At 36.2% G+C, this 25048-nt stretch carries 14 protein-coding genes; all 14 read left to right on the top strand.

Going from position 1 to position 25048, the window contains the following annotated elements; all coding sequences use genetic code 11:
* The first annotated feature begins 42 nt into the window (after positions 1-42).
* The 14 genes from ACO05S_RS14955 (at position 43) to ACO05S_RS15020 (ending at position 25042) form a co-directional block, all read left to right on the top strand.
* On the top strand, positions 43-1443 hold the full coding sequence (locus ACO05S_RS14955; RefSeq protein WP_421918813.1) for a TlpA family protein disulfide reductase: 1401 nt from the start codon (positions 43-45) through the stop codon (positions 1441-1443).
* 1062 nt (positions 1444-2505) lie between these two features.
* Positions 2506-3066, top strand: coding sequence for an RNA polymerase sigma factor (locus tag ACO05S_RS14960; protein ID WP_421918814.1), 561 nt, complete (start codon positions 2506-2508; stop codon positions 3064-3066).
* Between the two features lie 524 nt (positions 3067-3590).
* Positions 3591-4742: a FecR family protein gene (locus tag ACO05S_RS14965; RefSeq protein WP_421918815.1), complete on the top strand. Its 1152-nt coding sequence runs from the start codon at positions 3591-3593 to the stop codon at positions 4740-4742.
* A gap of 120 nt (positions 4743-4862) precedes the next feature.
* Positions 4863-8297, top strand: coding sequence for a SusC/RagA family TonB-linked outer membrane protein (locus ACO05S_RS14970; protein WP_421918816.1), 3435 nt, complete (start codon positions 4863-4865; stop codon positions 8295-8297).
* A 20-nt stretch (positions 8298-8317) separates the two neighbouring features.
* Positions 8318-9850 carry a RagB/SusD family nutrient uptake outer membrane protein gene (locus tag ACO05S_RS14975; protein ID WP_421918817.1) on the top strand — a complete coding sequence of 511 codons (1533 nt, stop codon included), beginning with the start codon at positions 8318-8320 and terminating at the stop codon, positions 9848-9850.
* A gap of 277 nt (positions 9851-10127) precedes the next feature.
* Positions 10128-12089, top strand: coding sequence for a protein-disulfide reductase DsbD domain-containing protein (locus tag ACO05S_RS14980; protein ID WP_421918818.1), 1962 nt, complete (start codon positions 10128-10130; stop codon positions 12087-12089).
* A gap of 45 nt (positions 12090-12134) precedes the next feature.
* A complete protein-coding gene (locus ACO05S_RS14985) occupies positions 12135-13322 on the top strand; it encodes a redoxin domain-containing protein (RefSeq protein ID WP_421918819.1) in 1188 nt (395 codons plus the stop codon).
* Between the two features lie 59 nt (positions 13323-13381).
* Positions 13382-14596 carry a thioredoxin domain-containing protein gene (locus ACO05S_RS14990; RefSeq protein ID WP_421918820.1) on the top strand — a complete coding sequence of 405 codons (1215 nt, stop codon included), beginning with the start codon at positions 13382-13384 and terminating at the stop codon, positions 14594-14596.
* A gap of 1013 nt (positions 14597-15609) precedes the next feature.
* Positions 15610-16164 carry an RNA polymerase sigma-70 factor gene (locus tag ACO05S_RS14995; protein ID WP_421918821.1) on the top strand — a complete coding sequence of 185 codons (555 nt, stop codon included), beginning with the start codon at positions 15610-15612 and terminating at the stop codon, positions 16162-16164.
* Between the two features lie 347 nt (positions 16165-16511).
* Entirely contained in the window at positions 16512-17684 is a 1173-nt protein-coding gene (locus tag ACO05S_RS15000) for a FecR family protein (protein WP_421918822.1), read from the top strand.
* A 160-nt stretch (positions 17685-17844) separates the two neighbouring features.
* Positions 17845-21093, top strand: a complete 3249-nt coding sequence (locus tag ACO05S_RS15005; RefSeq protein WP_421918823.1) for a SusC/RagA family TonB-linked outer membrane protein — start codon at positions 17845-17847, stop codon at positions 21091-21093.
* An 11-nt stretch (positions 21094-21104) separates the two neighbouring features.
* Positions 21105-22499, top strand: coding sequence for a RagB/SusD family nutrient uptake outer membrane protein (locus tag ACO05S_RS15010; RefSeq protein WP_421918824.1), 1395 nt, complete (start codon positions 21105-21107; stop codon positions 22497-22499).
* 134 nt (positions 22500-22633) lie between these two features.
* Positions 22634-23875: an amidohydrolase family protein gene (locus ACO05S_RS15015; protein WP_421918825.1), complete on the top strand. Its 1242-nt coding sequence runs from the start codon at positions 22634-22636 to the stop codon at positions 23873-23875.
* Positions 23876-23881: 6 nt separating this feature from the next.
* Positions 23882-25042 carry a peroxiredoxin family protein gene (locus ACO05S_RS15020; RefSeq protein WP_421918826.1) on the top strand — a complete coding sequence of 387 codons (1161 nt, stop codon included), beginning with the start codon at positions 23882-23884 and terminating at the stop codon, positions 25040-25042.
* Positions 25043-25048 lie beyond the last annotated feature (6 nt).

Raw genomic sequence — 25048 nt, forward strand, 5'->3', positions numbered from 1 at the left:
TGGTTATTAAGAAATTAGGAGTACAAACTAAAAATAAATAAAATGAAAAAATTTGTTGCAATCAGTTTGTTGGTTATGGGTATAGCCTTACAAACATTAACAGCACAAGTAGTTGTAAACGTTAATATAACAGGTGATAATGTGCAAGCTCCCGGAATTATTATGCTGGGGGAAGAATTAATTAGAATCCTCCCTGAAAGTGAAGGGAACAAAGGCAAGGGTACATTGGAACTGGATATTACGGAACCACAATTCATTACTTTCAGAAATGCCTGGGGTATGAATCACATTCGATTTTATGTGTCACCCGGTACCGAGTTAACGATCGAAGGGGAAAATAATAGAGCCGATATTGGTTGGCCCGGAAGAGTTTCTCAACCTACAACGATTACCTGTAACGATGGAGGTATTAACCAGTTTTTGCTGGATTATCAGAAGGCCAATTCAAAAGTGTATTATGCTCCCTTTACGCAGAAGGATATCGATAATAAGGGTGCCAATATAGTGGAAAGATTTCATGCAATTGAAAAGAATGTACAGGACCAATTGGCTAAAACCAATTTTTCCGAAGAGGTAAAAAAAGAAGTAAGCAATTATCTGACTTTCTTCAATATGTATGGACTCATGAGCATCCCTTATCTTGTTAGAGAGGCCGGAAACCAGTTTGAAGGAGAAGAAGCGTATTACCAACTATTGAATTCCCTTGTAAAAGAAGATGAAAAGTTGTACAAGACGCTTTATCTCTATACAGAATACTTTTCGATGCTTTTGAGTGAAATAGCCGGAGCCGGAGGCGCAGAAGACTATGAGCTTGCTTTAAAAGTGGTAAAAAGAGCCTTGAAGTTTGAGTCGAAACTGATCAGAGAACGAATGGTTTATATGACTACTGGCGGTTATATTGAGCACAGAGGTAAAAAGGGTACTGAAGAGTTGCAAAAACTATTTGCCGATAATGTAACCAACGAAGAATATAAAAAGGTAATTGAAGGTCTGCTTTCAAAAGCTTCGGGCATAAAAGAAGGGGATATTTCGCCCGACTTTAATTATGTAGATATTAATGGCAATATGGTGTCCTTAAAAAGCCTGCGAGGAAAATACGTTTACATTGACTTGTGGGCAACCTGGTGCGGACCTTGCAAGGCCGAAATACCACACTTGGAAAAACTCGAACATGATTATGCAGGTAAAAACATCAACTTTGTAAGTATATCAACAGACAAACCAAAGGATATAGAGAAGTGGAAAACCATGGTAAAGGAAAAAGAAATGGGAGGCATCCAGCTTTTTGCCAATGGCGACGAAGATTTTATCAACGCTTATAGTGTGAAGGGAATACCACGCTTTATACTAATAGACAAAGAAGGACGGGCGCTTAAAATGAATGCACCACGTCCATCATCAAAAGAAATACGACCGCTTTTGAATTCTTTAGAGGGCTTGTAAAATTTATGTTGCTACCGCGCGAGTACGATAACAATCATACTCGTGTGGCAGCTGTGTTTGAGGAGTTTGAAAAAATACAATGAAAACTTCACTTATAATACTTTTAAAAAGCGGATGGCAACAAGAAAAAAGCCTTGGAATATTTAGAGAAATACAAGGAAGCAGCTAAAAAGAGGTTCAACAATCCTAAAAAAGGATTGCCAGGTTTTGTAAAAGAATTTATAGAAGAGATTGAGCAGATGTAAGAGAAATTCATTGTATAAAAGCAAACCAACTTCAATTTATAATCATTTATTCTCAAAATCATTCCGAGAGGCAATAGATAAAATTAGTTTAGTTGCTTAGTTTGGATTAGCCACAATTGGGAGTGGCTGCTCCTTTATACCTAAATAAAAGTTTCAGTTTTTTCAAATTTAACGATTTGGTTTAGGGATACTTTCTATAGCAATCAGTATAGAAAAGTATTTCATTTGATTAGTTGGCAAGGAGCAAGCAGGTAAGGGGGCTTGCTCCTTTTTTGCATATTGTAATGTGGGGCAGTAATTGAGAGCATAAAATAATCAATTGAGATTGAGAAAATACCAAGTGGAATATCTATTTGATCAGTTATTGGCATAAAAAATCGAATTGAGATCGTACTTTTTTCAATGGGGATAGTAAAACAATAAATTGAGATTGTACTTTTTTCGATTGAGATAGAAAATGAAGTCAGGGGATGCATTCCAAGGCCAATTATTGGGTGCTTTTTTCAAATTGAGTTCGAAATTTGACCGAGGGGATGGGTAAAAAATCAAATTGAGATACTTCCCGACTTAAGGGGGACTGAAAAATTCCCCCATGGCGAGTCAAATCTTTATCGGGGGCAGTATTTATAAAGGTTTTGCCAAATTCAACTTGTACGTATCCGTAAAAAAACCTGCACACAAAAATAAAAAACGTAAGTTCGTGTTTTTTAGTAGCGAAATGATAATTTTTCTCTACTTCATAAAAAGTACATTTTTATGAAATAATCGATAGATTTTTTAAAATCATAAATATATTTGTATTCTAACCAAATTGACCATGCCCACTGATTACAGCATTTTAGAAGCAATAAAAAATGGTGATAAAAAAGGACTTAATGACTTGTTTGCAAGATATTACAAGCCACTTGTTTTATTCGCCAATGCTTACTTGAATGATATTCATCTCTCCGAGGATATTGTGCAAGAGCAATTTATTAAATTCTGGAATACTGAATTGTACAATGATTTACAGACTTCGAAAGCACTAAGTTCCTATCTGTTTACTCTGGTTAAAAATGCTTCCCTAAATCAAATCAAAAAAGTGGATGTTTTGGCCAATACTGCCCAGTTTTCTCATTTCGATATTGCAGAAGAAGAAGCAAAGCGTTTGGCTGATGAAGGAATACAAAAGCTTCACAGAGCATTGGCAGAGCTACCGGAAAAAACAAGAAAAGTGGTTGAATGCATTATGCTTCAGAATATGCCTTACAAAGAAGCAGCTAGAGAATTAAAAGTCTCGGTGAATACAATTAAAACACTTCTTCGTAATGGACTGGCTAAACTAAAAGAAAGTTTGAAAGACCGTAAGGATCTGTTCATTTTATTCTTAATGAAATAATAGTTTAACGTGAGTTCGACGTAAAATTCGTTCACAGTTTGCACTGATTTTGAGTAGAAATTTTCTCAAATATTCGAAGGAATATCGGGATATTTCAAGAAGATTTGAGGAAATTTATGCCGAAAGCAGGCAAACACATAATGGAAAGTTCTCTTTACGACATCTTCACATTAAAAATTCCTCAAAATAGCCCGCTATTCTTTCCAAATTTTTAATGCAAATCTATCCCTAATATAACTTTCTGTGGATAGAATTTTACGTCGAACTAACGTTAGTTTATATCTCTACGTTATCCCAAACAAAGTGATGGATCTGTTTAATTAAGCATGAGATCCCTTGGTTCCTTAGGATGACAGCAGTTTGATTTCTCTTAATTGGTATTTTTCATTTGTAATTTTACCATTCTAACCCTTTGTTTTGTAGCTGCATTTAGCTTTTTTTCTCAATATCTTGAAAAAAAAGTTCATTTTTTATTCACCCATTTCAATTTAAATTTTGTTCCACTAACAAATCAAAAAAAACAAATGGATAATCATACCGATCATATTGATAAAATAGTTGACTTTTTAGTAGGAGGGGCTTCTGAGGATCAGGTGAAAGATTTGGAGATGTGGCTTGCTGAGAGCGATGACAATAAGGAAGTTTATCGTGATGTGGTGAAGTCATACTACCAGGTAAATAACCATGCCAATTGGGACAAGCTAAATGTATTTGCGGCCAAAAAGAATATTGAATCGAAATTACAAAGGAAAAAGAAAATTCCATTCTGGTCAATTGCAGCATCTGTTGTAATGATTCTTGGAGTAGGGCTTACCCTTTTGTTTACCGATTTTAGTAAAGAAGAACAACTGGCACAAGTTGAAACAATAGAGGCAGGACAAAGAGGAGCTGAATTGATTCTTTCCAATGGAGAATCGTTAGAATTAAATGAAGCACAAAAATGGTTGAAAGAGAAAAATGGCTCGATACTTAAAGTTGATTCTGTAAAAGGAATTATATACGATACCAAAGCAGCCAAATCGGATCAATTAATTTACAATACCATTAGAGTTAGCAGAGGACAAGAGTATAACATTCAGCTGGCTGATGGTACAAGAGTGTGGTTAAATGCAGATTCGGAACTAAGATTCCCTGTTGAGTTTGTTGGCAAGAACAGAAAAGTATTCTTAAAAGGAGAAGGATATTTTGATGTTGCTGATGATAAAAACAAACAATTTGTGGTGAATGCCTTTGGCCAGGATGTAAAAGTTTATGGTACCGAGTTTAATATTAATGCTTACAACGAAAGTTTGATAAAAACAGTTTTGGTAGAAGGTAGCTTAGGAGTATCAATGAAATCATTCGATTTGGAAGAGAAAATGATACCTGGTGAAATGTTCATGGCTAACTGCAAGAATGGAAATACCAGTAAGCAAAAAGTAGATGTTTATCCATATATTGCTTGGAAAGACGGCAATTTTCTTTTTAGGAATGAGCGATTAGAGGATATCATGCAGCGTTTGGAACGTTGGTACCAAATTAGAGTATTTTTTGCAGATCATGAATCAAAGGAACAGTTGTTGGTTGGTGATATGAAGCGATACGATAGCATTGATAAGTTGTTGTACTTTATTCAGAAAGGCACGAACGTACAGTTCGATGTAAATGGAGATGTAATTGTTGTGAAATCGAAATAAGTTTAAAATCTATGAATAAAAAAAACGGAAAGTTCGGCAAAAACTTCCCGTCTAAATATCCCTGAATAAATATCGGCAAAATATTTATTCGAAATTTTTAACTCTTAACAATACAAATTTATGAAAAAAAACAACCCATTAGGCTGTTTCTTTACAAAGAAGTGGCGTAAAATCCTGTTGAAAATGAAGATACTAAGTTTTTTAATATTAGTTCTTTCGTATAGTGCAACGGCAAAAACTTACTCGCAACAACAAAGGGTAAGTATGGAGATGGAACAGGCAACAATCCTTGAGGTATTAAATGAAATCAAAGAACAAACTGGTTTGCGTTTCGTTTATTACAAAGACATGTTCGATGAATCGGCAAAAATGGATGTCGAAGTTGAAAATGAAGAAGTAAAACAAGTTCTTGACGAGCTGTTAAGAGAAAGAGGTTTAGAGTGTGAAGTTGAAGAGGAGGTAATTACCTTTAGACAAGTAGTGCTATCTGCTCCGACTCATGTAAAACAAGAAAAAAATATAGTAACAGGTAAAGTTACAGATAAAGAAGGAGTACCAATACCTGGAGTTTCTGTTCTTGTTAAAGGAACTACTGTTGGAGTTGCTACGGACGTTGATGGATTATATAGTATTGAATTTGATGGAGGTAATGTACAGCTAGTTTTTTCTTTCGTTGGAATGCTTTCTCAGGAAATAACTTATTCTGGGCAAGAAGTAGTTGATGTTACACTTACTGCTGATTCTGAACAGATGGAAGAAATAGTAATTGTTGGTTATGGCAAGGTTGACAAAAGAGATCTTACCGGTACTGTTTCCACAGTTAAGTCTGAAGAATTGGCATTGGTAAAAACCCAAAGTGTTGAATCTGCATTAGCTGGTCAAGTAGCCGGTTTGCATATTGCTACTTCTAATGGGCAACCAGGTAAAGGAAGTGTTGTCCATATTCGAGGTTTAAGTCAGATTAAAGGAGATAACCAACCATTGTATGTGGTAGATGGTGTGCCAATTGTTACGAATCCTGCATTTGGAACTTTTGCAAATGCTCAAAATCTAAATTCAAGAGAGAATCCACTTCTTGCGATTAATCCGGATAACGTTGAGCGTATTGATGTTTTAAAAGATGCATCGGCAGCAGCAATTTATGGTTCTCGTGCAGCTAATGGAGTTATATTAATTACAACAAAACGCGGATCAAAAAATCAGAAACCTATTGTAAGATTCTCAACTAATGCTGTAATTCAAAATCCTGTAAATACCCATGATTTTTTGAATGCTGAAGAGTATATTGCAGCAACTAAGGCACAAGCGACTGTTACATTAGATAATTCTCCTTATCCGCCAGCATGGTGGCCATTTTTGTACAAAGTTGAAAATGCAATTATTAATGATCCTGACTATTTTGGCAATGCAGATATGGATTGGCAAGATGAAATTATAAATAAGAATGCATTATGGATGCAATACAACCTAAGTGTTTCAGGAGGTACCGATAAGACCAACTATATGATGTCGGCTTCTGTTTCGGATCAAGAAGGTGTATTAATTGGTAATGATTTTAAAAGATATAGTTTTAGTTCGAATCTAGATTCAGAAGTAACGGAAAGACTTAAGCTTGGTGCATCTATTAGTTACAATCACTCTACAAATAACACATCTGGAGTTAACTCTTTAATTAATGGAAATTTTCGTCCTGATGTACCTATGTTTAATGAGGATGGTTCTAAAGGGTCATTCTACAATGCGAGATCTGACATTGATGAAATTAATCCTGTTGAGGGTATTGGCAAAGCAAGCAATAAAACAATTGCTAAAAAACTATTTGGATCTATTTATGCTGATTTCAAAATCTTAGATGGGTTAAATTTTAAATCTCAGTTGAACGTAAGTGTGGGTGATGCCACAGTTCGAAACTTTAATCCTTCTTTCAATAGGGCTTTCTATGCGAGACATAGGGCAGAACCAGGGGCAGTCTTAAATTCAAATAACAATAACTCTTGGACAACATCTTTTGAGAATACTTTAAATTTTAGTAAAACTATAAATGAAGTTCATAGGGTAAATTCTGTGATTGGTATTTCTTGGGATAGATCAAGGTATGATCTTGAAGGTCATCGATTAAGAATTTTTCCGGATGACAAGAGCCTGATTAACCAAAATTCGGCAAGTATTATTGAAAGTCCCGTTAGTGATCATTTCGAAAATGCATTAAATTCACAATTTGGACGAATCAATTATGTATATGATAATAGGTACATGGCAACTTTTACCGCTCGTAGAGATGGTTCGATAAAATTTGGGTCAGATAATCGATATGGTTTCTTCCCTTCAGGTGCCTTGGCATGGAATGTTCACAATGAAACTTTCATGAATGATATTAAATCTCTGGATAAATTGAAATTGAGAGCTAGTTTGGGTAGAACCGGATCTGATAATCTACCTGCTTTCTCTTATCTGGCATATTATCAGGCAGGTAATTTTTATAACGGAGTAAATGCCATTGGAGTTACAGGCGTACCGAATTCAAAGATTAAATGGGAAACTACTAATCAGTTAGATTTAGGATTGGAATTTAGTTTGTTTAATTATCGTATTAATGCGGAAATAGTTTATTTTGAAAAGAATACTTCAGATATTATTCTTTATATACCTATTCCATTCGAAACAGGTTCAACACACAGGTCTACTAATGTTGCGGATGTTTCAAATAAAGGATGGGAGTTCGCAGTTAATGGTGATGTATTAAGAGGAGAATTTACCTGGAACTCGGCCTTTAATATTTCCTTCATCGATAATAAAGTGGAGAAAATGAATGGAGGAGCTACCGAGACTTTTGGCTCTCGCGGTATTGTTGAAGGTGAACCCATTGGAGTGATTACAGGTTATGATGTGTTGAGAATAGCTCAAAATCAACAAGAAATTGATGATTTAAATGCTGCAGCTGATGGTGATGTGTACCAAAGTTCCTTAACTCAACCAGGTGATTATATCTTCAGGGATGTTAATGGTGATGATAAAATTACTGGCGATGATAGAATTCCATTGGGAGATATCACACCAGACTTTTTTGGAGGTTGGAACAATCGTTTTAGCTACAAGAATCTCTCATTAGGAATGAATTGGGTGTTTTCTTACGGAGCAGAAAAAGAATATACTAAGGTTACAGAATTGCACGCTCCGGATTTGATTAAAAACTTTGACAGAATTGTATTGGATACATGGACTCCTGAGAATACGGATGCTACGTATGCAAGATGGGGATCTCCAACAAATGGTCGCACTGCAACATCCAGATCAGTGGAAGATGCTTCATATATCAAGTTGCAGTCATTATCATTAGCGTATAATTTACCAAAGACACTGTTAAATAAATTGGGTCTAACATCAGCTAAACTTTCGTTAATTGGTAATAATCTAATTACCATAACCGACTATCCGGGGCTTGATCCGCAGGATGCTAGTACGAGATTTTCAGACAGCGCCACTCAAACATCAGATAATGGTTTTTCTTATCCTAATACAAGAACATATAGCATTGGGTTAAATGTAACTTTTTAATGAATTAAAGTATTGTAAAAATGAAAATTATAAGTTTTAAATATATATCAGTTTTAATGATTCTTTTGGTTGGAGTTACTTCTTGTGAACTTACCAAAGAATTAGATGAGTACGAGCCATTGTACTCTTTGGTGGCAGAGACAGCTATCGATAATGAAGATGCGGCAAACCTAGCTTTACAAGGTGCTTACGCTGCATTCAAGAAACGAGATCAAGAGGGTACACCATATATTTTTGTTTTTCCTGAATTGATGGGTGCTTATGTTGCACCTGGTTCTACTCTTCTTAGATTTCCTGTTTGGGTAAGCGTTGCTAGTAATAATCCTGTTACAGATGCTAATTTTATTGTGGATGGAATGTATTCGGGAATGTATAAGTTAATTAATAATACCAATTGGATTATTCAAGAGGTTGATTTATTGGATGAGGAAAAATTTACTAATCCTAATAGAAAGATTGAGATTATAGGTGAGGCCAAAACACTTAGAGCATTAGCTCACTTCTATTTATTAAGATTATATGGGCAGTTTTATGATATTGATTCGGAATATGGGCTTGATGTAAGGTTAAGCCCAGTGATGGATGCATCTGCATATTCAAGAAAAACGGTTCGTGAGACATACACAGCAATTTTAGAAGATCTTGATTTTGGAATTAGTAATAATCCTGATTTGACTGAACGCTACTTTGTTAATAAAACTTTTGCCAGAGGTTTAAAGGCAAGGGTTCTACTTTATATGGGAGACTATGCAAACGCAGCAACAGAAGCAAAGAATGTAATTGACAATGCCGCAGGAGATTTTGCTTTAGCCCCGGATTTTGCCGGACAATTTCAGCCTCATTCATCTCCTGCTGTATGGGATAATTCAGAAGTTCTATTTGGAACAAGTGGTACCGAAGGCGCTGACAATGAAAACGTAGGAATGGGATCTGTATACGGCGGATTTATTGCAGGAGGAATAACCCAAAATTATATGGACATGGCAGCCGGGACAATAGATGTAAATACTACTCCTGTTGTTACAATTAATTATGATGGCAATAGAGCTACAACTATGGCAACCTCAAATACAGGTGCAGCGCCATACAGTGTAAATAAATATATAGTTGCAAGAATTGGAGAATACGAAATGGTTTATCATATGAGGTTTGCTGAATTGTATTTGATTTTAGCCGAGGCTAGTGCTAGAGATGCTTCTGCAGTTACAACAGAGGCTTTAGATGCTATAAATGCGTTAAGAGTAGCACGTGGTGCAGCTGAACAGGATGGTGTAACTCCGGTTGGAGGCTTTGCAGCATATCCTGCCGAAATAAGCTATGATCAGTTTTTAGAAGCGGTGAGGGTTGAAAAGGCAATTGAATTGGTTGCGGAAACAGGTGAGTCCTGGTTCGATTTAATTCGATACGATTATGCTGATGGATTTGGTTCTGGATTCCAGGTATCAGATCATAAATCAACTGCAACAAATTCCGATAAGTTTATATTACCTATTCCACAGGCTTCAATCGATGCTGCAGGAGGAGTGGTGAAACAGAATCCTACGTATGAGTAGGAAAGACAATAATAAATGAATTGAAGGGTAGGAGGCATTATAAGTCTCCTATTCTTGATTTATCGCAAATAGTATTAACCTAAATTAACATAGATGATATTGGTATGTTCTGGAAGTCCTTCCTTACTTTTAATAAGGGGTGGTTGATACAATGACAGCAACGAATAATCAAATATGAAGCAAAGATATTATTCTCTAAATTAACACACAAGCGAGCCCTCAAGCTAATAGTTGTCGCTTAAATACTTTGATGAAGTTATAATTAAACAAGTAAGCCATGAGTAAAAAGATAACAGTACTATTGATTTGGATATTTTGCATTGGGTATTCTCAAGCCCAGCAAAAACAAAATATCAGCATTTTATATGTAGGCTATAGTCCTGATAAGGAAATGCCAGCCAAAAGGCCAGTTTATTGGACCTCAGCCGAACGATTCGAACAGGAATACAAAACCAGAATGCCGGCTTTTGTGAATTACTTGAACCAATATTTTACAAAGGTGGAAAGTGTTGATTGTAGAGAGTACACAGCCGATTTGTCAACTAAATATGATGTTACCATTTTCGATGAGGAAGTAAAACCGATTAAAGAAAGAGTATTTCACAAAGATCCGGAAACAGGAAAAATCGTATCTGTGGATCCTGCTGTTTACCTTCCGGAGAATTACCGAAGTCCTTCGGTTTTTATAGGACATCCTGCAAATTATTTAGGTAGAACATTAGGATCAAAATTGGACTGGTATTGTTTGTGTCTCGATCGTTATGCACACCATACTAAATTCGATCATGCCATTTTTAAAGGACCATTTAAGGTGAAACCTACTATTAAAAACCGCCCTACACCAAAACCTATTCTTAAATCGTGGGATGGACTTGATATGCCGACAGAAATTCCAATGTGGGAAGTAAATACCGAAGGATATCATGATGAAAAAGGATACCGTATTGGTTTGGTTTCGAGAGGATGGGGATTTGAAGATTCACCCGATGCAGAAATCATTTCCAGCGGTGTTTGCGACAAGCAGAAAACAGCTGTGGCTCTTGGTAGGCATGGAAACCATTTCTTATGGGGATTTGCAGGATCGCCAGATTACATGACAGAGGAAGCCAAGCAGGTATTTGCCAATGTTATTGTTTATACCTATAAAAACAAAGACGAAAAGTTTATTGCCAAAAAATACAATGAGCGAATTGCAACGAAGAAGTGGGCTGACGAGTTGCTATTTTATATTACTAAAAGGGGGTACGACGAGAACGTGAAGTTTATGAAAGATTTCAACGAAAAGATGTTGCAAGTATCAAAAAAAGCTCAAGAAAAGAAAGCCGAAGGTAAAGCACTTACTGAAATGGAAAAAATGATGCTTGATTTTCAGCCTAAGCCAATACTTACACGCATGCAGTATTTAAAAAAGATGATTGGCAGAAACTCCTGGAGTAGCATTACTGGTTTGGATACAATAAAAGTTAGAGCATTCCTGAAAGAAAACCGACCCTATTTCTATTCGCAGCCTGATGTACGGGTCGATTTAAGAGTTGATGAAGATGCGAAGAGCCTGGGAATTGCTAATAATGATATTAAAATTTTAGATGCAGCCATATCCTTACTCGAACAAGGAAAAGATATTGAGAAAGCCAACAGATTGTTGTGGCGTTATACCATCGAAGATTTTTCTACAGCCAAGGAATGGAGAACCTGGTATAACAAATACAACAGCCAGATGTTCTTTACCCAGTCAGGAGGATATGTTTGGTTAATCAACGATGCAGATGCCAATCCTGATGTGCGACCAAGAAATGACAAAAAGATAGAGAAGAAGAAAGAAATAACAAGTCTGGAATTAGTTGAACCAAGCCATGAGAAACCAGTAAGCGTTGGAGCTGCGGTAGTGGATGGTGACATTAAAGGCGAGAAAGTAGTGGTGATTGAAACCAAAATTATGGATGGTTATCACATCTATGCCTATGTGCCAAAAGGAGAAGCTTATATTAAAACTGAACAAGGTATTGAATTGCCAGCAGGAACTGAGTTTTCAGGTGATTGGCAAAAACCTTCTCCGGCACCATATCCGGGTAAGGATAAACTTTTGATTTATAATGGACAGAACACTTTTAAACGAGCTATTAAAGTAGGTGAGAATACGAAAGATGGTTTAACACTAAAATGCTGGTTCTACTATCAGTGTTGTGATGCTACAATTTGCTTTCCGCCTAAAAAGAAAGAGTTTGAATTGAAATTGTAAAGTAAAAATGATTAAGCAATTATTCACAAAATAAAAATGTATACAATGAAAAATATCAAAACAGCATTATTGATTTGCGCAGTACTAATTCTTGGTGTCTCTTGCCAGACAAAGGATGAACAGGATGGTTTCTTAATAGAAGGAACTGTTATAGGTATGGATGATGTGTATATAAAATTGTGCGAAACTGGAGATTGGAGGAATTCACGTGTTATTGATAGTACCTTAATTGAGAACGGTAAGTTTACATTTAAAGGTAAGTTAGAGCATGTGGATTTATTTAAATTAGATATTGACTCAAGAGTAATGGGTTTAGTAATGCTGGAGAATAGCAAGATTAAAGTGAAATTTGATCTTTCTGACATGGATGATAATACATGGTCTGTCACGCCAGTTGTGAGTGGTTCTAATAGCCATACAATGTATACTCAAATAAAGGATAAGGCAAGTGCGGTATTTAAAAAGGAAAAGTATAAAGCCATAGAAGAACTCAGACAGCAAGTTATTGCAGCTAAAAAATCTCAAAAGAAGGAAGATATGGATAAAGTTTTGGCTCGTGCTAAGGAATTGGAGCCTTTAAACAAGGAGATGATTGATGAGAGTAAGAAAATAAAATTTGATTTTATTGATCTTAATCCAACATCTCCAGTGGCAGTTCATGTCATGGGATTTGAATTCACCGAGGGAAAAATGGGCAAGGAGAACATAAAGAAATATTACGACTTTTTTCAAGCTGATGCCAAGAAAACACCATTCTATAAGGAGTATATGACCAAGATTTATAAAAACTTATTTGAAAAGGCTGCTGTTGGAAATATTGCTCCTGATTTTACCCTTAAGTCTGTTAATGGGAAGGAGATAACCTTGTCTCAAGTTGAAGGAAAATACCTATTGGTTGATTTTTGGGCAAGTTGGTGCTTGCCATGTCGCGCTTCATTCCCACACCTAAAAAAAATAAGAGAAAAATATTTGAAGGATGGATTTGAAATTGTAGGGATAGCAACAGGAGATACTGAAGACAAATGGCGAAAAGCAATCCAGAAAGATCAAACTCCATGGATTAACTTGTTTGATGAGAGCGCAAAAAGAGGGGTTTTAGGAACTGTAGCTGAAAAATATGGAGTGGCTGGTTTACCCAATGTATTTTTAATTGATAGTGAAAGAAAGATTTTGCTTCGAAATCCTTCAAAGAATGAGTTGGAAGCCAAATTGAAAGAATTGTTTGGAGAGTAATAAAATACAATAAAAAGCTGGCGGCTAAAGGCTAGCTGCTAGTAGCTAAAATAGAAAAGATGAAGAAACTTCTTTTAGGCTTAACGGCACTAATTGTCTCAGCCAACCTAATGGCGCAAGGCATACAATTTGAACATAGCACTTTTGCTGAAGCATTGGCCAAAGCTAAAGCGGAGAATAAACTCGTATTTATGGATTGCTACACCACCTGGTGTGGCCCCTGTAAGGTTTTAGCCAAAAACGTTTTTCCTCAACCAGAAGTGGGCGATGTGTTTAATGAACAATTTGTCAACTTAAAAGTAGACATGGAAAAAGGCGAAGGTATAGAGTTGGCTAAGAAATATGAAATAAAGGCTTTTCCAACACTTCTATTTATGGATGCAAATGGAAAAGTATTGCACAAAGTGGTGGGTGGAACTGATGTGGATGGTTTGATAGAGCATGCAGGCATAGCTGCCGATCCTTCAAAACAGATTGAGACCCTGCATAAAAAATATGCAGATGGAGAGCGTAATGTAACGTTTTTATCGGAGTACATTAAGGCTTTGGCAGCTGCCTATGAGAGGGATAAAATGTTACCAATTGCTCAGGAATTTATTGCCAATACACCCAAAGAGGAATTGATTAATATGCATGCTTTTACCGTTATCGGTTATTCCAAAGTTTTGGAGTATGGTAGCGAAACCTATCAATACATTATTGACAATAAAGACCAGTTTATTGCTGCCGAAGGTATTGGACAAGAAGAATTCGATGGAGTACTGGTACAGTGTGTGATTCCTTATCTTATGAAAAAAGCCCAAACTGCTGATTCATTAGAAGAGCTGAATAAAGAGATTGCAAAAGTAAAAGAAGGCTTTAATTCATCACAGTTGTCTATGATAGAAGGATTGTTTATTAGCACCTTCTATTTGTTGGACCAACAGTATGTGAATTGGTATGAGTCCAGTATAAAACATGCCGAAGAATTAAAAAAGCAAGACGCCCAAATGGCAGAAAATATATTGATTCAAACGGCTTTTAGAATAAGCACCAGTCCTAAGTTTGCAGATGCTGGATTATACCCGAAAGCCATTGACCTGGTGAAAGGTTTGTTAAAAGAGAATGCCGAAATTACAGTTGGATATTACTATTTAGCCAGCCTTTACAAAGCCACTGGAAATAAAGAGAAGGCACTTAGCAATATAAATACTTTTATGACCAAGCATGCAGAAAAGGGTGATCAAAACGATCCGCGTGTGGAGAAACTGAAAAAAGAAATTGAGGCGATGTAAAAAGAAATTGTTTTATAAAGTAGGGAGTTTTATACACTAGTGAAGAGTGTTAATATAACGAAAAAGAAATTGTTTTACAAAGTAGGGAGTTTTATACACTAGCCTCATTCTTCGGAGTGGGGCTTTTTACCACGGTTTAGCGCACAGAAGAAAAGGCTAGAAAAAAAAGAACTATACCACCCAAACAGTTCGGGTCATACTGCCCAAACAGTTCGGGCTATACTACTCGAACTTTAAATGGGAATAAGAAGACTTAGTCCTATAATGCTGACTCTTCATAAAAATTGTTAGTATAGAAGCATTTTGTTGGTTATAACGAGTCATATTGCTGCTTGTACAACGATTTGCTTGCATTCAGGAATTAAGCTATCTCACCCCTTTAGATGAGAACTTTAGTGAAAATTCTATCGAATATTTGAGCACACTTACAGGTGTTTACTTTTTCCTGTTTTCCGCACTTTATTACACAAAAGTGCACTTCCGGCCAAGCCATAAAAATTGCAAAACAATGCATTCGGTAGGCATTGTTGATCCAAAAATGAGGTAAGCTTACAGAACAAAAACATCTTGCCAAATAATTTCATTTCTAATTAGCGTGTCCCGGCGATAAACTCAGGAAAAGCATAGTGATCTCCTGTTTTTGCAATTATAAAATAAGGTGAGTTCGACGTAAAATTCTATCCACAGAAAGCTATATTTGGGATAGATTTGCATTAAAAATTAGGAAAGAATAGCGGGCTATTTTGAGGAATTTTTAATGTGAAGATGTCGTAAAGAGAACTTTCCATTATGTATTTGCCTGCTTTCGGCATAAATTTCCTCAAATCTTCTTGAAATATCCCGATATTCCTTGGAAAATTTGAGAAAATTTCTACTCAAAATCAGATCAAACTGTGAACGAATTTTACGTCGAACTCACGTTAAAATATCAACATCATTTACCTTAGCTTCGCTTGGCAAATTTGATTTCTTACAATCAATTTCTATTTTTGAGCTCTAATAACCCACAAAAAATGACCACTAACTCACTATTTAAACGCATCAGATCAGGAGATGTAAAAGCTTTTGAAGAGCTTTTCAACCAGCTGTATCCATCAATGTGTGTAGTGGCGCGTGAGTATGTAAAAGACAATGATATTGCAGAAGATATTGCCCAGGAAGCATTTATAAAACTGTGGAACTGCCGGGAAAAGTATAATTCCATTTCATCATTAAAATCTTTTCTTTATGTAATGGTAAAAAATCTAAGTCTGAATTATCTGAAAAGAGACAAGCTGGGAAATCAGTATACAGATAGTTTGATTAAAGAGGATTTTTTGAATTTTAACAACCAAATTATAGAAGAAGAGACTTATAGAATTTTACAACAAGCAATAGAGGAATTACCAAAACAAAGTGCAAAGGTGATGATCTTGAGCCTGCAAGGTATGCAAAATCAAGAAATTGCAGAAAGACTTGATGTTTCGGTAAATACGGTAAAAACCCTAAAATACAATTCTGTAAAAACCTTAAGAACCAAACTGAAAGACTATTTCTTTTTGTTGCTGTTGTTGCTTGGAGAGGTGTAGTCAGTTATCAGTTATCAGTTATCAGTTATCAGTTATCAGTTATCGGTTATCCTCGGGTTACAAGCTTCAAGTTCCAAGTCATAAGAGTGAACTATTAAGAATATGCAGTCATCCCGAGCTTGTTGAGGGATCTCTTTCCAAAATCTCAAGCTTTAAGTATCAAGTTGCGAGATTGTAAAGGAGTCCCGAACTTTGTATTACTATTCTACTTTTGTTCGTTCCTTAAGAAAACCAGCAAAAACGAGAAGTGTAGATGAAATTGTTAAAAAATGTTTATTTTTTTCACCTTGCAGTTCATCTACTACATTTTTTCAATTGTTTTACTAATAGAAAACCAAAAATTCTAAATGGAAAAACTACACACCTCGTATAAAATTGCTCAATTAATATCGAGAAAACTCATTGATAACCTGACACCTGAAGAAGGGCAAGTGTTGGAGAATTGGAAGAATAGTTCTGGTGATAATAAAAACTTGTATGAGCAAATAAAACAGGGCGAGAAGCGTAAAAGCAGAGATGCTTATGTGGAATCCTTGAATAAAAAAGCTGCATGGGAAAAGGTTCAGCAGGAAATTAAACCAGAAAGGAAAGTAATTCGCTTGAAAGAATGGAATCTGAGAATTGCTGCAGCATTGGTAATTGGTATCTTGATTGCCAGCCTTGTTCATATTTCTACAAAAGATATTGAAATGGGACAGGAATTAGCTGAGATTAAAATTGAACCAGGTTCTTCTAAAGCAGTATTGCAATTGCATAATGGAGAAACCATTCAGTTGGAAAATGTGAAGAACGATAGCATTCTGGAAAAGGATGGAACATTAATCAGTAACCAAAAAGGAAAATTGGCTTATGCCTTGGTGAATGCGAATAATGAAAAGATATTATATAACCAGGTTAAAGTTCCTGTTGGAGGTGAGTACCAATTAGCATTGGCCGATGGCACTAAAGTTTGGCTAAACTCAGATTCTGAAATTAAGTATCCTGTTCAGTTTAATCAGGCGATAAGAAAAGTTTGGATTGCCGGTGAAGTATATTTTGAGGTAGCCCATAAAAAGCAAATGCCTTTTATAGTTGATGCAAAAGGTGTAGAAGTTCAGGTTCTGGGAACAGAATTTAATATTGAAGCTTATCACGATCAGAATACCGTTACAACAAGTTTGGTTGAGGGTAGCGTGAGTTTGCGAAAGGGAAATGAGAGCGTTACCATTCAGCCTAATCAACAAGCCATTATTGCAGATAATGAAAGGCAGTTTGCAATTCGGAATGTTGATGCCATAGCTTATGCTTTATGGAAAGATGGAATATTCTACTTTAAGGAAGCAAGTTTGGCAACCATTATGGAAAAACTGGAGCGATGGTACAATGTTAAAGTCTTTTTTATGAATCAATCAGTGGCGAATAAAAGGTTTTCGGTTGAAGTAAAAAGATATGAGGATATTAATAAGATACTTGATATTCTATCGAGAACCGAAAAAGTGAATTTTAAAATTAAATCAAATATCATAACTGTAACAAATTAGTAAAACAAAAGAGCAGAAATTGCTGCAACAATCTCTGCTTAATGAATAATAACCCAATTCCCTGCAAGGAATTGAATTGTTAAACCCTAATTACAAATTTATGGAAAAAAATGAAACCAGGAGTTTCTTTCACAAGAACCTCTACAAACCTTTATTAGCTATGAAATTTACATTTATGCTAATGGTTTTGAGTGTTGTTCAGCTTTCTGCCAGTGTTTATTCGCAGAATACAAAGTTCAACTTGGAGCTTACCAACCAAACTTTAATACAGGTGTTTGAGGAGATTCGTAACAATAGTGAATTTTCTTTTGTTTACGATTTGGATGATGTTGAGCGTATTATGGACGTAAATGTATCGGAAAAAAATGCTACTGTTGAAGAGATACTAAACTCATGTCTTGAAGATACCAATCTTACTTATGAAGTTGTAGATAAAGTAGTGGTTGTAAAGCAAAAGCCTTATGTTGCTCCAAAATTGGAACAACAAGAAACCAAAACGGTAAAAGGAAAAGTTACCGATAAAGATGGAATGCCTCTGCCAGGTGTTTCTGTTGTGATTAAAGGTACCAGTGTAGGTGCTGCTACCGATATTGATGGAAATTATACATTGGAATTTGATGATGAGAATGTTGTTTTGGTATATTCTTTTGTGGGGATGTTGCCGCAGGAAAGAAATTACACAGGTCAACTTGTAATTAATGTTGAACTTTACCAGGATAATGAGGGATTGCAAGAGGTAGTTGTAATTGGTTACGGAACCATTACCAGAGAAAGAGCAACGGGAGCCAGTACTAAAGTAGATCCTGTTGTATTACAAAATACTCAAAATGTATCCTATGCCGATGCATTAATTGGTATCGTACCAGGAATGTATGTTGAAGAATCATTTTTGAGTCCTGATGCTTCTCCGGAAATTATTCTAAGAGGTATTGGTTCTATTTCTGGAGATGTTTCTCCTTTAGTAGTAGTTGATGGTGTGCAAATGCCCGAAGGATTTGAGTCTTCTACCATAAACTCAAGCGATATTGAAGATATAAGTGTGTTGAAAGATGCTTCGGCAACCTCAATTTATGGTTCGCGAGGGTCGAATGGGGTTATCATTATCAATACCAAAAGAGGAAAGAAAAATACCAAACCTCAGGTTACATTTAATGCAAGTTTTGGGATGAAAAGACCAGATACTTCATTCCGGGATGACATTATGAATGCCTCCGAGAAGTTATCATATGAGGAGTCGTTGGGCTTGTATCCTGAAGATGACGATGCAGCACAAGCTTTGTTAGCAGAAAGACGTGCCTCTGGTAATGATGTAAATTGGTCTAATCTAATGCTTGACAATGAATCGAACCGTAAGTACGACTTTTCGATTGGAGGTGGCAATGATAAAATGAATTATTACTCTTCACTTTCTTACAATAAGGTTAATAATATATATGGTAGCAATTACGAAAGATATACAGCAACCCTTAAGTTCGATTTCGAGATTGCTAAGAATTTAACCCTGGGTCTTTCGGGTACTTATGGAAATGTAAATCAAAAGGACAGAAGAATTGTTGGGAGTCCTGTTGCAAACTCCTTTTTACTAAACCCTTGGGAAGATGTATATGATGAAAATGGAGATCCACAAAGAAACTTAAGGTATGCTCAATCGTCGGGAGTTGTATACAATCCATTATTTATCCGCGACAACACGGATATAAAATCAGTAAGAAGAAATGTGTTGGGAACAGCCAAGTTGACTTATAAACCTCTAGAGTGGCTTACCTTGAGTGGTAATATTGGGGGCAATTTTAACTATTCAAAATCTCGTAATTATGAGAAAATTATTATTGAAGGTGGAGAATTAGCCATTAACAATGGGGATAACAACAATGTTACAGGAACCGTAACGGCTAGTATCGATAAAGAATTCGATCAGCATTCGGTAAATGTGGTTTTAGGTACTGAGTTTATAGAGAATGAAAGCTTTGCATATATTGCACGTGCAAGAGAATTTCTTTCAGATGCGGTTCAAATCATTAATTCAGCAAATAATATTGATTCTCCGAGGGAAAGTAAATCACAATCGGGAGGAGTAAGTTATTTTTCCAGATTAAACTATTCTTATGCCAATACTTATAACCTTACGGCATCAATCCGTAGAGATGGTTCATCGCGATTTGGAGACAATCACAAATGGGGTAATTTTTGGGCACTTGGTGGTTCCTGGAATATTCACAAGAACTTCACAAATGAGCAAAGTGTATTAAGTACCTTAAAATTAAGAGGGAGTATTGGTACCTCAGGCAACGACCGTATTGGTGATTTTGAATCTGTTTCTTTATATGATTTTAGAGCATCTTACGACGGAAATGATGTTGCCACTTTGAATCGTGGAGACAATCCGAACCTAAGTTGGGAAAAGAACAGAAACAGAAATATTGGATTGGATGTGGGCTTATGGAAAAACAAGTTGTACGCCACTTTCGATTTCTATATTCGAGATACTTATGATTTGATTAACAAGGTACAGATTCCTTTGCAATCGGGATTTGAAGACTTGACTTCTAATATTGGAGATTTTAGAAATAAAGGATACGAAATTTCATTGCGTAGTACCAATTTCGCAACGAAAGATTTTATGTGGAGCACCAATTTTAATTTCTCTTACAACAAGAGTGAAATTAGAGAGTTGATTGATGATGATAATATCATTCAATTGGGTAATGTAGCCTACAAAAAAGGCAACCCAATTGCATCCTTATATATTGCCGAGTGGGCAGGTGTAAATCCTGAAACTGGTTACAACATGTATGTAAACCCCGATGCAACGGGATTGGATGATATGTTGGTAGATTATCAGACCAACACCGGGTCTACAAATCGATCCGAGATTACCAGCTTTAAGCGCGTTACAAACAAAGTGGGAAATCCTAAATATTTTGGTGGTTTTACCAATACTTTCCGTTATAAGAATTTCGATGCATCTATTCTAATTTCGTTTGCAGGTGGGCACTACGTAGTAAACTCTGCCAATCATAAATTAAGAAACGATGTGTGGTTAAATCAGCATAAAGATGTAAACAACGCTTGGAAGCAAGCAGGAGATCAATCGGAACTAGCAGTTCGTGCATTAGATTTTAGGCGACCTTTGTCACGAAGAGTTGAGTCTGACTATCAAACCTCATCTCAATTTTTGCAAGATGCCGACTATGTGAAGCTGAAAAACTTTACCATTGGTTATACCCTTGATAAAAGTTTAACCAGTAAAATTGGGATTGACAGATTGCGATTCTATGTACAAGGACAAAATCTATTCACAATTACTGATGTGGATTATATAGATCCCGAATATGCTACATTAGGCGGTGTAGGATTGTCATCAACTGTATTGAGAGGATATTCTTTTGGAATAAGTGCTAATTTTTAAATGAGAAGAAGATGAAAAATATAATGAAATTCACATATTTATTCTTGCTGCTATTGGTGTTCTCAGCTTGCGAGGATGAGTTCATTGAGAAGCAACCATTAGACGAAGTGTCTCCAGAAACACTATTTGAAACCGAAGCCGGTTTTAGAACAGCTTTGGATGGTGTTTATGCTACCATGAAAACAGATTTTTTAGGCTACAACTTCTGTATTTACTCGATACCTGAGGCAATTAACGATGATATCATTGCTGGCAATGAACGCGGATTTACCTTTGAAAATACTCATGTTGATATCTATCCTTTGGATTATGATTTTGAAGATTTTCAGATTGAGGGATTCTGGACTTTTGCTTATGAAGCGATCAACAATGCCAATTCAATTATCAAATATGGTCAGAATAGCTCTTTAAGAGATAAAGACCAGTATGTTGCTGAGGCATTGGCACAGCGTGCACTTTTGCATTACGATTTGTACCGATTTTTTGCTCCTGCTTATAATGTAAATCCAGATGCATTGGCAGTACCTTATCGTTTGGATACCGATGAATTGTTGGTGAAAAAGCCACGAAATACCGTTCAGGAAGTGATCACCAATGTATTGGATGATTTAAATGCTGCAGAAAAAATGGCAACCAATGATGTGAATTCTTATCGCATTTCGAAAACGGCCATTCAGGCTTTATTGGCTCGTGTGTATCACGAAACAGGTGATTATGAAAATGCCATGAAGTTTGCAAAAGAAGCATTAAAAGATACAAGATATGCTTTAAATGCCGATGCTGCATCTCTGGAAAATCAGTGGAGACAGGATGATTCTGATGAGATTATTTTTAGAATCAGGTTTGACGAAACAGACAATGGATCCAATGCAGCCTTGTTAGCAATTCCATTATATTTCAGCTTTCCTTATTATGTGTCTGATGACTTGATTAATCTGTACGATCAAGAAAACGATATTCGCTTTGATATTTATTTTGAATCAGATCCTTTGGGATCAGGAAATTATTACCCTGAAAAGCATGTTGGTATGAGAACTTCTGATTATGACAATTTCAAGCCTGGTTCGGTTGATGTTAAATTGATTCGGGTTCCTGAACTGTATTTGATTATTGCCGAAGCAAGTGAGCGTTCGGGCGGTTCTGATGGTCTTACTTATCTGAACACTTTGAGAAATGCACGTGGTTTAGGTGATTATGCAGGTAGTGATTTATTAACTGAAATCATGAATGAGCGTCGCAGAGAGTTGGCCTTTGAAGGCTTTCGTTTTACTGATTTAAAACGTCTTGAAATGGGATTCACCAGACCGGATGGTTCAGGATTAGAGGCAAACAGTACCAAGTATGCACTTCCTATTCCTAAATTGGAAATTGATCGTTCGGGAATTCAGCAGAATCCTGGATACTAATGCCATTGTTCATTTAAAATTGACAATGATAAATTGGAGAGGTAGTAGCTGGTAAGGAATAACTACTAGCTACTATCCTTAAATTTCTCTAACCCTTCTTCTCGGTATTATTAACTTACTAATGTATAGTGCAAATGACCAGAGTAATATTTGTGAGTCTATTGGCTCTGTTATGCCTTAATTTGAAGGCTGAGAAAAAATCACAAAAAACTGTTTTTGTAAAAGATGCTTTTATTATAAACATGCATTCCAATGAAAATCCACGAAAGGGTAGTGTTTTAATTAAAGATGGTAGAATTACATCTGTAAGCTATGATTTAAATACACCTATACCAATTGGGGTGGAAGTGATTGATGCCAATGGAAAGTATTTAATGCCAGGGCTGGTTGATGCTCATGTGCATGTAACCACAGGTAGCGAAAAAGATTTCGATAAGCTAAAAAAATACTCAAAAGACCTTCTGCAGAAAATGTTGATGGGAGGAATTACCTCTATTCGTGATGTAGGAGGAAAGGGTAAATTGTTAAAAGTATTGCAGGAAGAGAGTTCAATGTTCGAAATTGAATCTCCTAAGATTTACTACTCGGCTTTCTTTGCAGGTCCATCTTATTACGAGAAAAGAAAAGAAAAGAATTTTGATGCCTGTACGCAATCTGTTGATGCTTCAACCAATGTTCAGGAGGCTATGGCAAAAGCCAAAAAGGCTGGTGCTACAGGGGTAAAACTGTACGCTGCCATCGATCCTGAACTGCTAAGCAAATTAGCTAAAGAAGCAAGGAAGCAAGGCTTGGGGATATGGGGACACGCTACGGTAATGTCGGCCAAACCTATGGATGCTGTAAATGCTGGAATGGAGGTAATGTCGCATGCCGAAATGTTAAAGTGGGAACAATGTCCTTCTCTGTCGATGAGTATGTTGGACAATTACAAGAAATACTATGGCAAGTTTAAGTTTGATTTTCCGGAATTGGATGCGCTTTTTGAGAGAATGAAGGAGAAAAACATTATTCTTGATGCTACCTGCTATCATGGAAGTGTGAATGGCCTAAAAGAAGCAGCAATATTTACCAAGAAAGCACACCAAATGGGCGTAAAAGTTTCAGCCGGAACAGACTATTTAGGTGATCAGGAATTACCATATCTGCACAATGAACTGGAAATTTTGGTTGATAGCTGTGCTTTTACACCTTTTGAGGCATTACGATCGGCAACAATCATTGCCGCCGAAACTTTTAAGAAACAAAATGAGATTGGGACAATTGAGAAAGGCAAAATTGCAGATTTGTTATTATTGAATTCAAATCCATTAGAAAATATCTCGAATACAAAAGACATCCACACTGTAATTAAAGAAGGTGTGATGTATAAAATATAAGATAGCATGAAGAATTTAATCATAGTTGCTGCCCTGTCAGGTATATTTATGACATCCTGCAAAGAACAAAAGGAAGAAGTAAGAACAGATACATTTGAGTACTCTATTTCGTTGGATATAGTAAAGCTTAGAGGTCCTGTAATTCTGTTAGATCGAACAACGAATGAACCCATTAAAACCGTTTATTCCAAGACACCGGAATTTAAGATCGAAGGTGAATTGCCTTTGGACAAGATGCATGCTTCTTATGTGTTGCACTTTCCGTCGAAGTATTCAAATCCGTACATGTATCCTGTAGCAGAAGCTTGTGCCATAGATTTCTATATGGATAAAAACACTAGAATTAAAGCACACTACGATTCCTTGCTTTTCTCAAAAGTGGAGAACCAACACATGAACGAAATTAAGGCATTTAAAAAGGAAAACTTGCCTGTTGTAATGGAGTTCGAAACATTTAATATGAATGGCTTTCGCAATAGCAATGGTGAGCGAAGAAGTAAAAAAGAACAAATCGCTTATGCAAACAAGGGAAATGCTTTGCTGGATGCGGTAAGAAAAGAATTGAGTAGAAAGACAGGACAGTTTACCAATAGCGAAGAAATGGCAGTTGTTTTGGCTAGTTGGGGTGGACAATTAGGCGTTGAGAAACTAGATTCACTTGCGTCATTGTTTCAACCTACTGTGAAAGAAACAGCTGCTTACCAAAGAATTTCAGCTGTCTCAGATTATATGAAAAAACAAAAAGCTCCACAATCCTTAAAAGTCGGTGAAAAGGCTCCTGACTTTACTTTAGAAGATGCTATCGGTAATGAGCATAGCTTATCAGATTTTAAAGGCAAGCTTTTGGTGATTGACTTTTGGGCCTCTTGGTGTGGACCTTGCAAAAAAGAAATGCCATTTATGAGGGATTTATATGCTAAATATCATTCGAAAGGATTGGAAATGTTGGCCATTTCAACCGATCAGGATCCCAATGCATGGAAAAAGGCAATGAAAAAGTTGAACATGCCTTACTTGCAATTGCATGATAAAAATGGTAAGGTTGCATCTTCTTACTTTGTACGAGGTATTCCCTATGTATTACTGATTGATCCTAAAGGGGATATTATAGCCATTAAACGTGGAGAGGAATTGGAAGAATTAATTAAGACGAACTTAAAATTATAATTGATT

Origin of the sequence: Marinifilum sp., assembly GCF_965230805.1 — a bacterium.
Taxonomy (GTDB): Bacteria; Bacteroidota; Bacteroidia; order Bacteroidales; family Marinifilaceae; genus Marinifilum.

What these genes read in the sequence shown, in the direction of transcription:
- ACO05S_RS14970 (WP_421918816.1), top strand. Translation starts at nt 4,863, where the DNA reads ATGAAAAAAAACAACCCATTAGGCTGTTTCTTTACAAAGAAGTGGCGT.
- ACO05S_RS15000 (WP_421918822.1), top strand. Translation starts at nt 16,512, where the DNA reads ATGGAAAAACTACACACCTCGTATAAAATTGCTCAATTAATATCGAGA.
- ACO05S_RS14985 (WP_421918819.1), top strand. Translation starts at nt 12,135, where the DNA reads ATGAAAAATATCAAAACAGCATTATTGATTTGCGCAGTACTAATTCTT.
- ACO05S_RS14975 (WP_421918817.1), top strand. Translation starts at nt 8,318, where the DNA reads ATGAAAATTATAAGTTTTAAATATATATCAGTTTTAATGATTCTTTTG.
- ACO05S_RS15005 (WP_421918823.1), top strand. Translation starts at nt 17,845, where the DNA reads ATGAAATTTACATTTATGCTAATGGTTTTGAGTGTTGTTCAGCTTTCT.
- ACO05S_RS14965 (WP_421918815.1), top strand. Translation starts at nt 3,591, where the DNA reads ATGGATAATCATACCGATCATATTGATAAAATAGTTGACTTTTTAGTA.
- ACO05S_RS14990 (WP_421918820.1), top strand. Translation starts at nt 13,382, where the DNA reads ATGAAGAAACTTCTTTTAGGCTTAACGGCACTAATTGTCTCAGCCAAC.
- ACO05S_RS14960 (WP_421918814.1), top strand. Translation starts at nt 2,506, where the DNA reads ATGCCCACTGATTACAGCATTTTAGAAGCAATAAAAAATGGTGATAAA.
- ACO05S_RS14955 (WP_421918813.1), top strand. Translation starts at nt 43, where the DNA reads ATGAAAAAATTTGTTGCAATCAGTTTGTTGGTTATGGGTATAGCCTTA.
- ACO05S_RS15020 (WP_421918826.1), top strand. Translation starts at nt 23,882, where the DNA reads ATGAAGAATTTAATCATAGTTGCTGCCCTGTCAGGTATATTTATGACA.
- ACO05S_RS14980 (WP_421918818.1), top strand. Translation starts at nt 10,128, where the DNA reads ATGAGTAAAAAGATAACAGTACTATTGATTTGGATATTTTGCATTGGG.
- ACO05S_RS14995 (WP_421918821.1), top strand. Translation starts at nt 15,610, where the DNA reads ATGACCACTAACTCACTATTTAAACGCATCAGATCAGGAGATGTAAAA.
- ACO05S_RS15010 (WP_421918824.1), top strand. Translation starts at nt 21,105, where the DNA reads ATGAAAAATATAATGAAATTCACATATTTATTCTTGCTGCTATTGGTG.
- ACO05S_RS15015 (WP_421918825.1), top strand. Translation starts at nt 22,634, where the DNA reads ATGACCAGAGTAATATTTGTGAGTCTATTGGCTCTGTTATGCCTTAAT.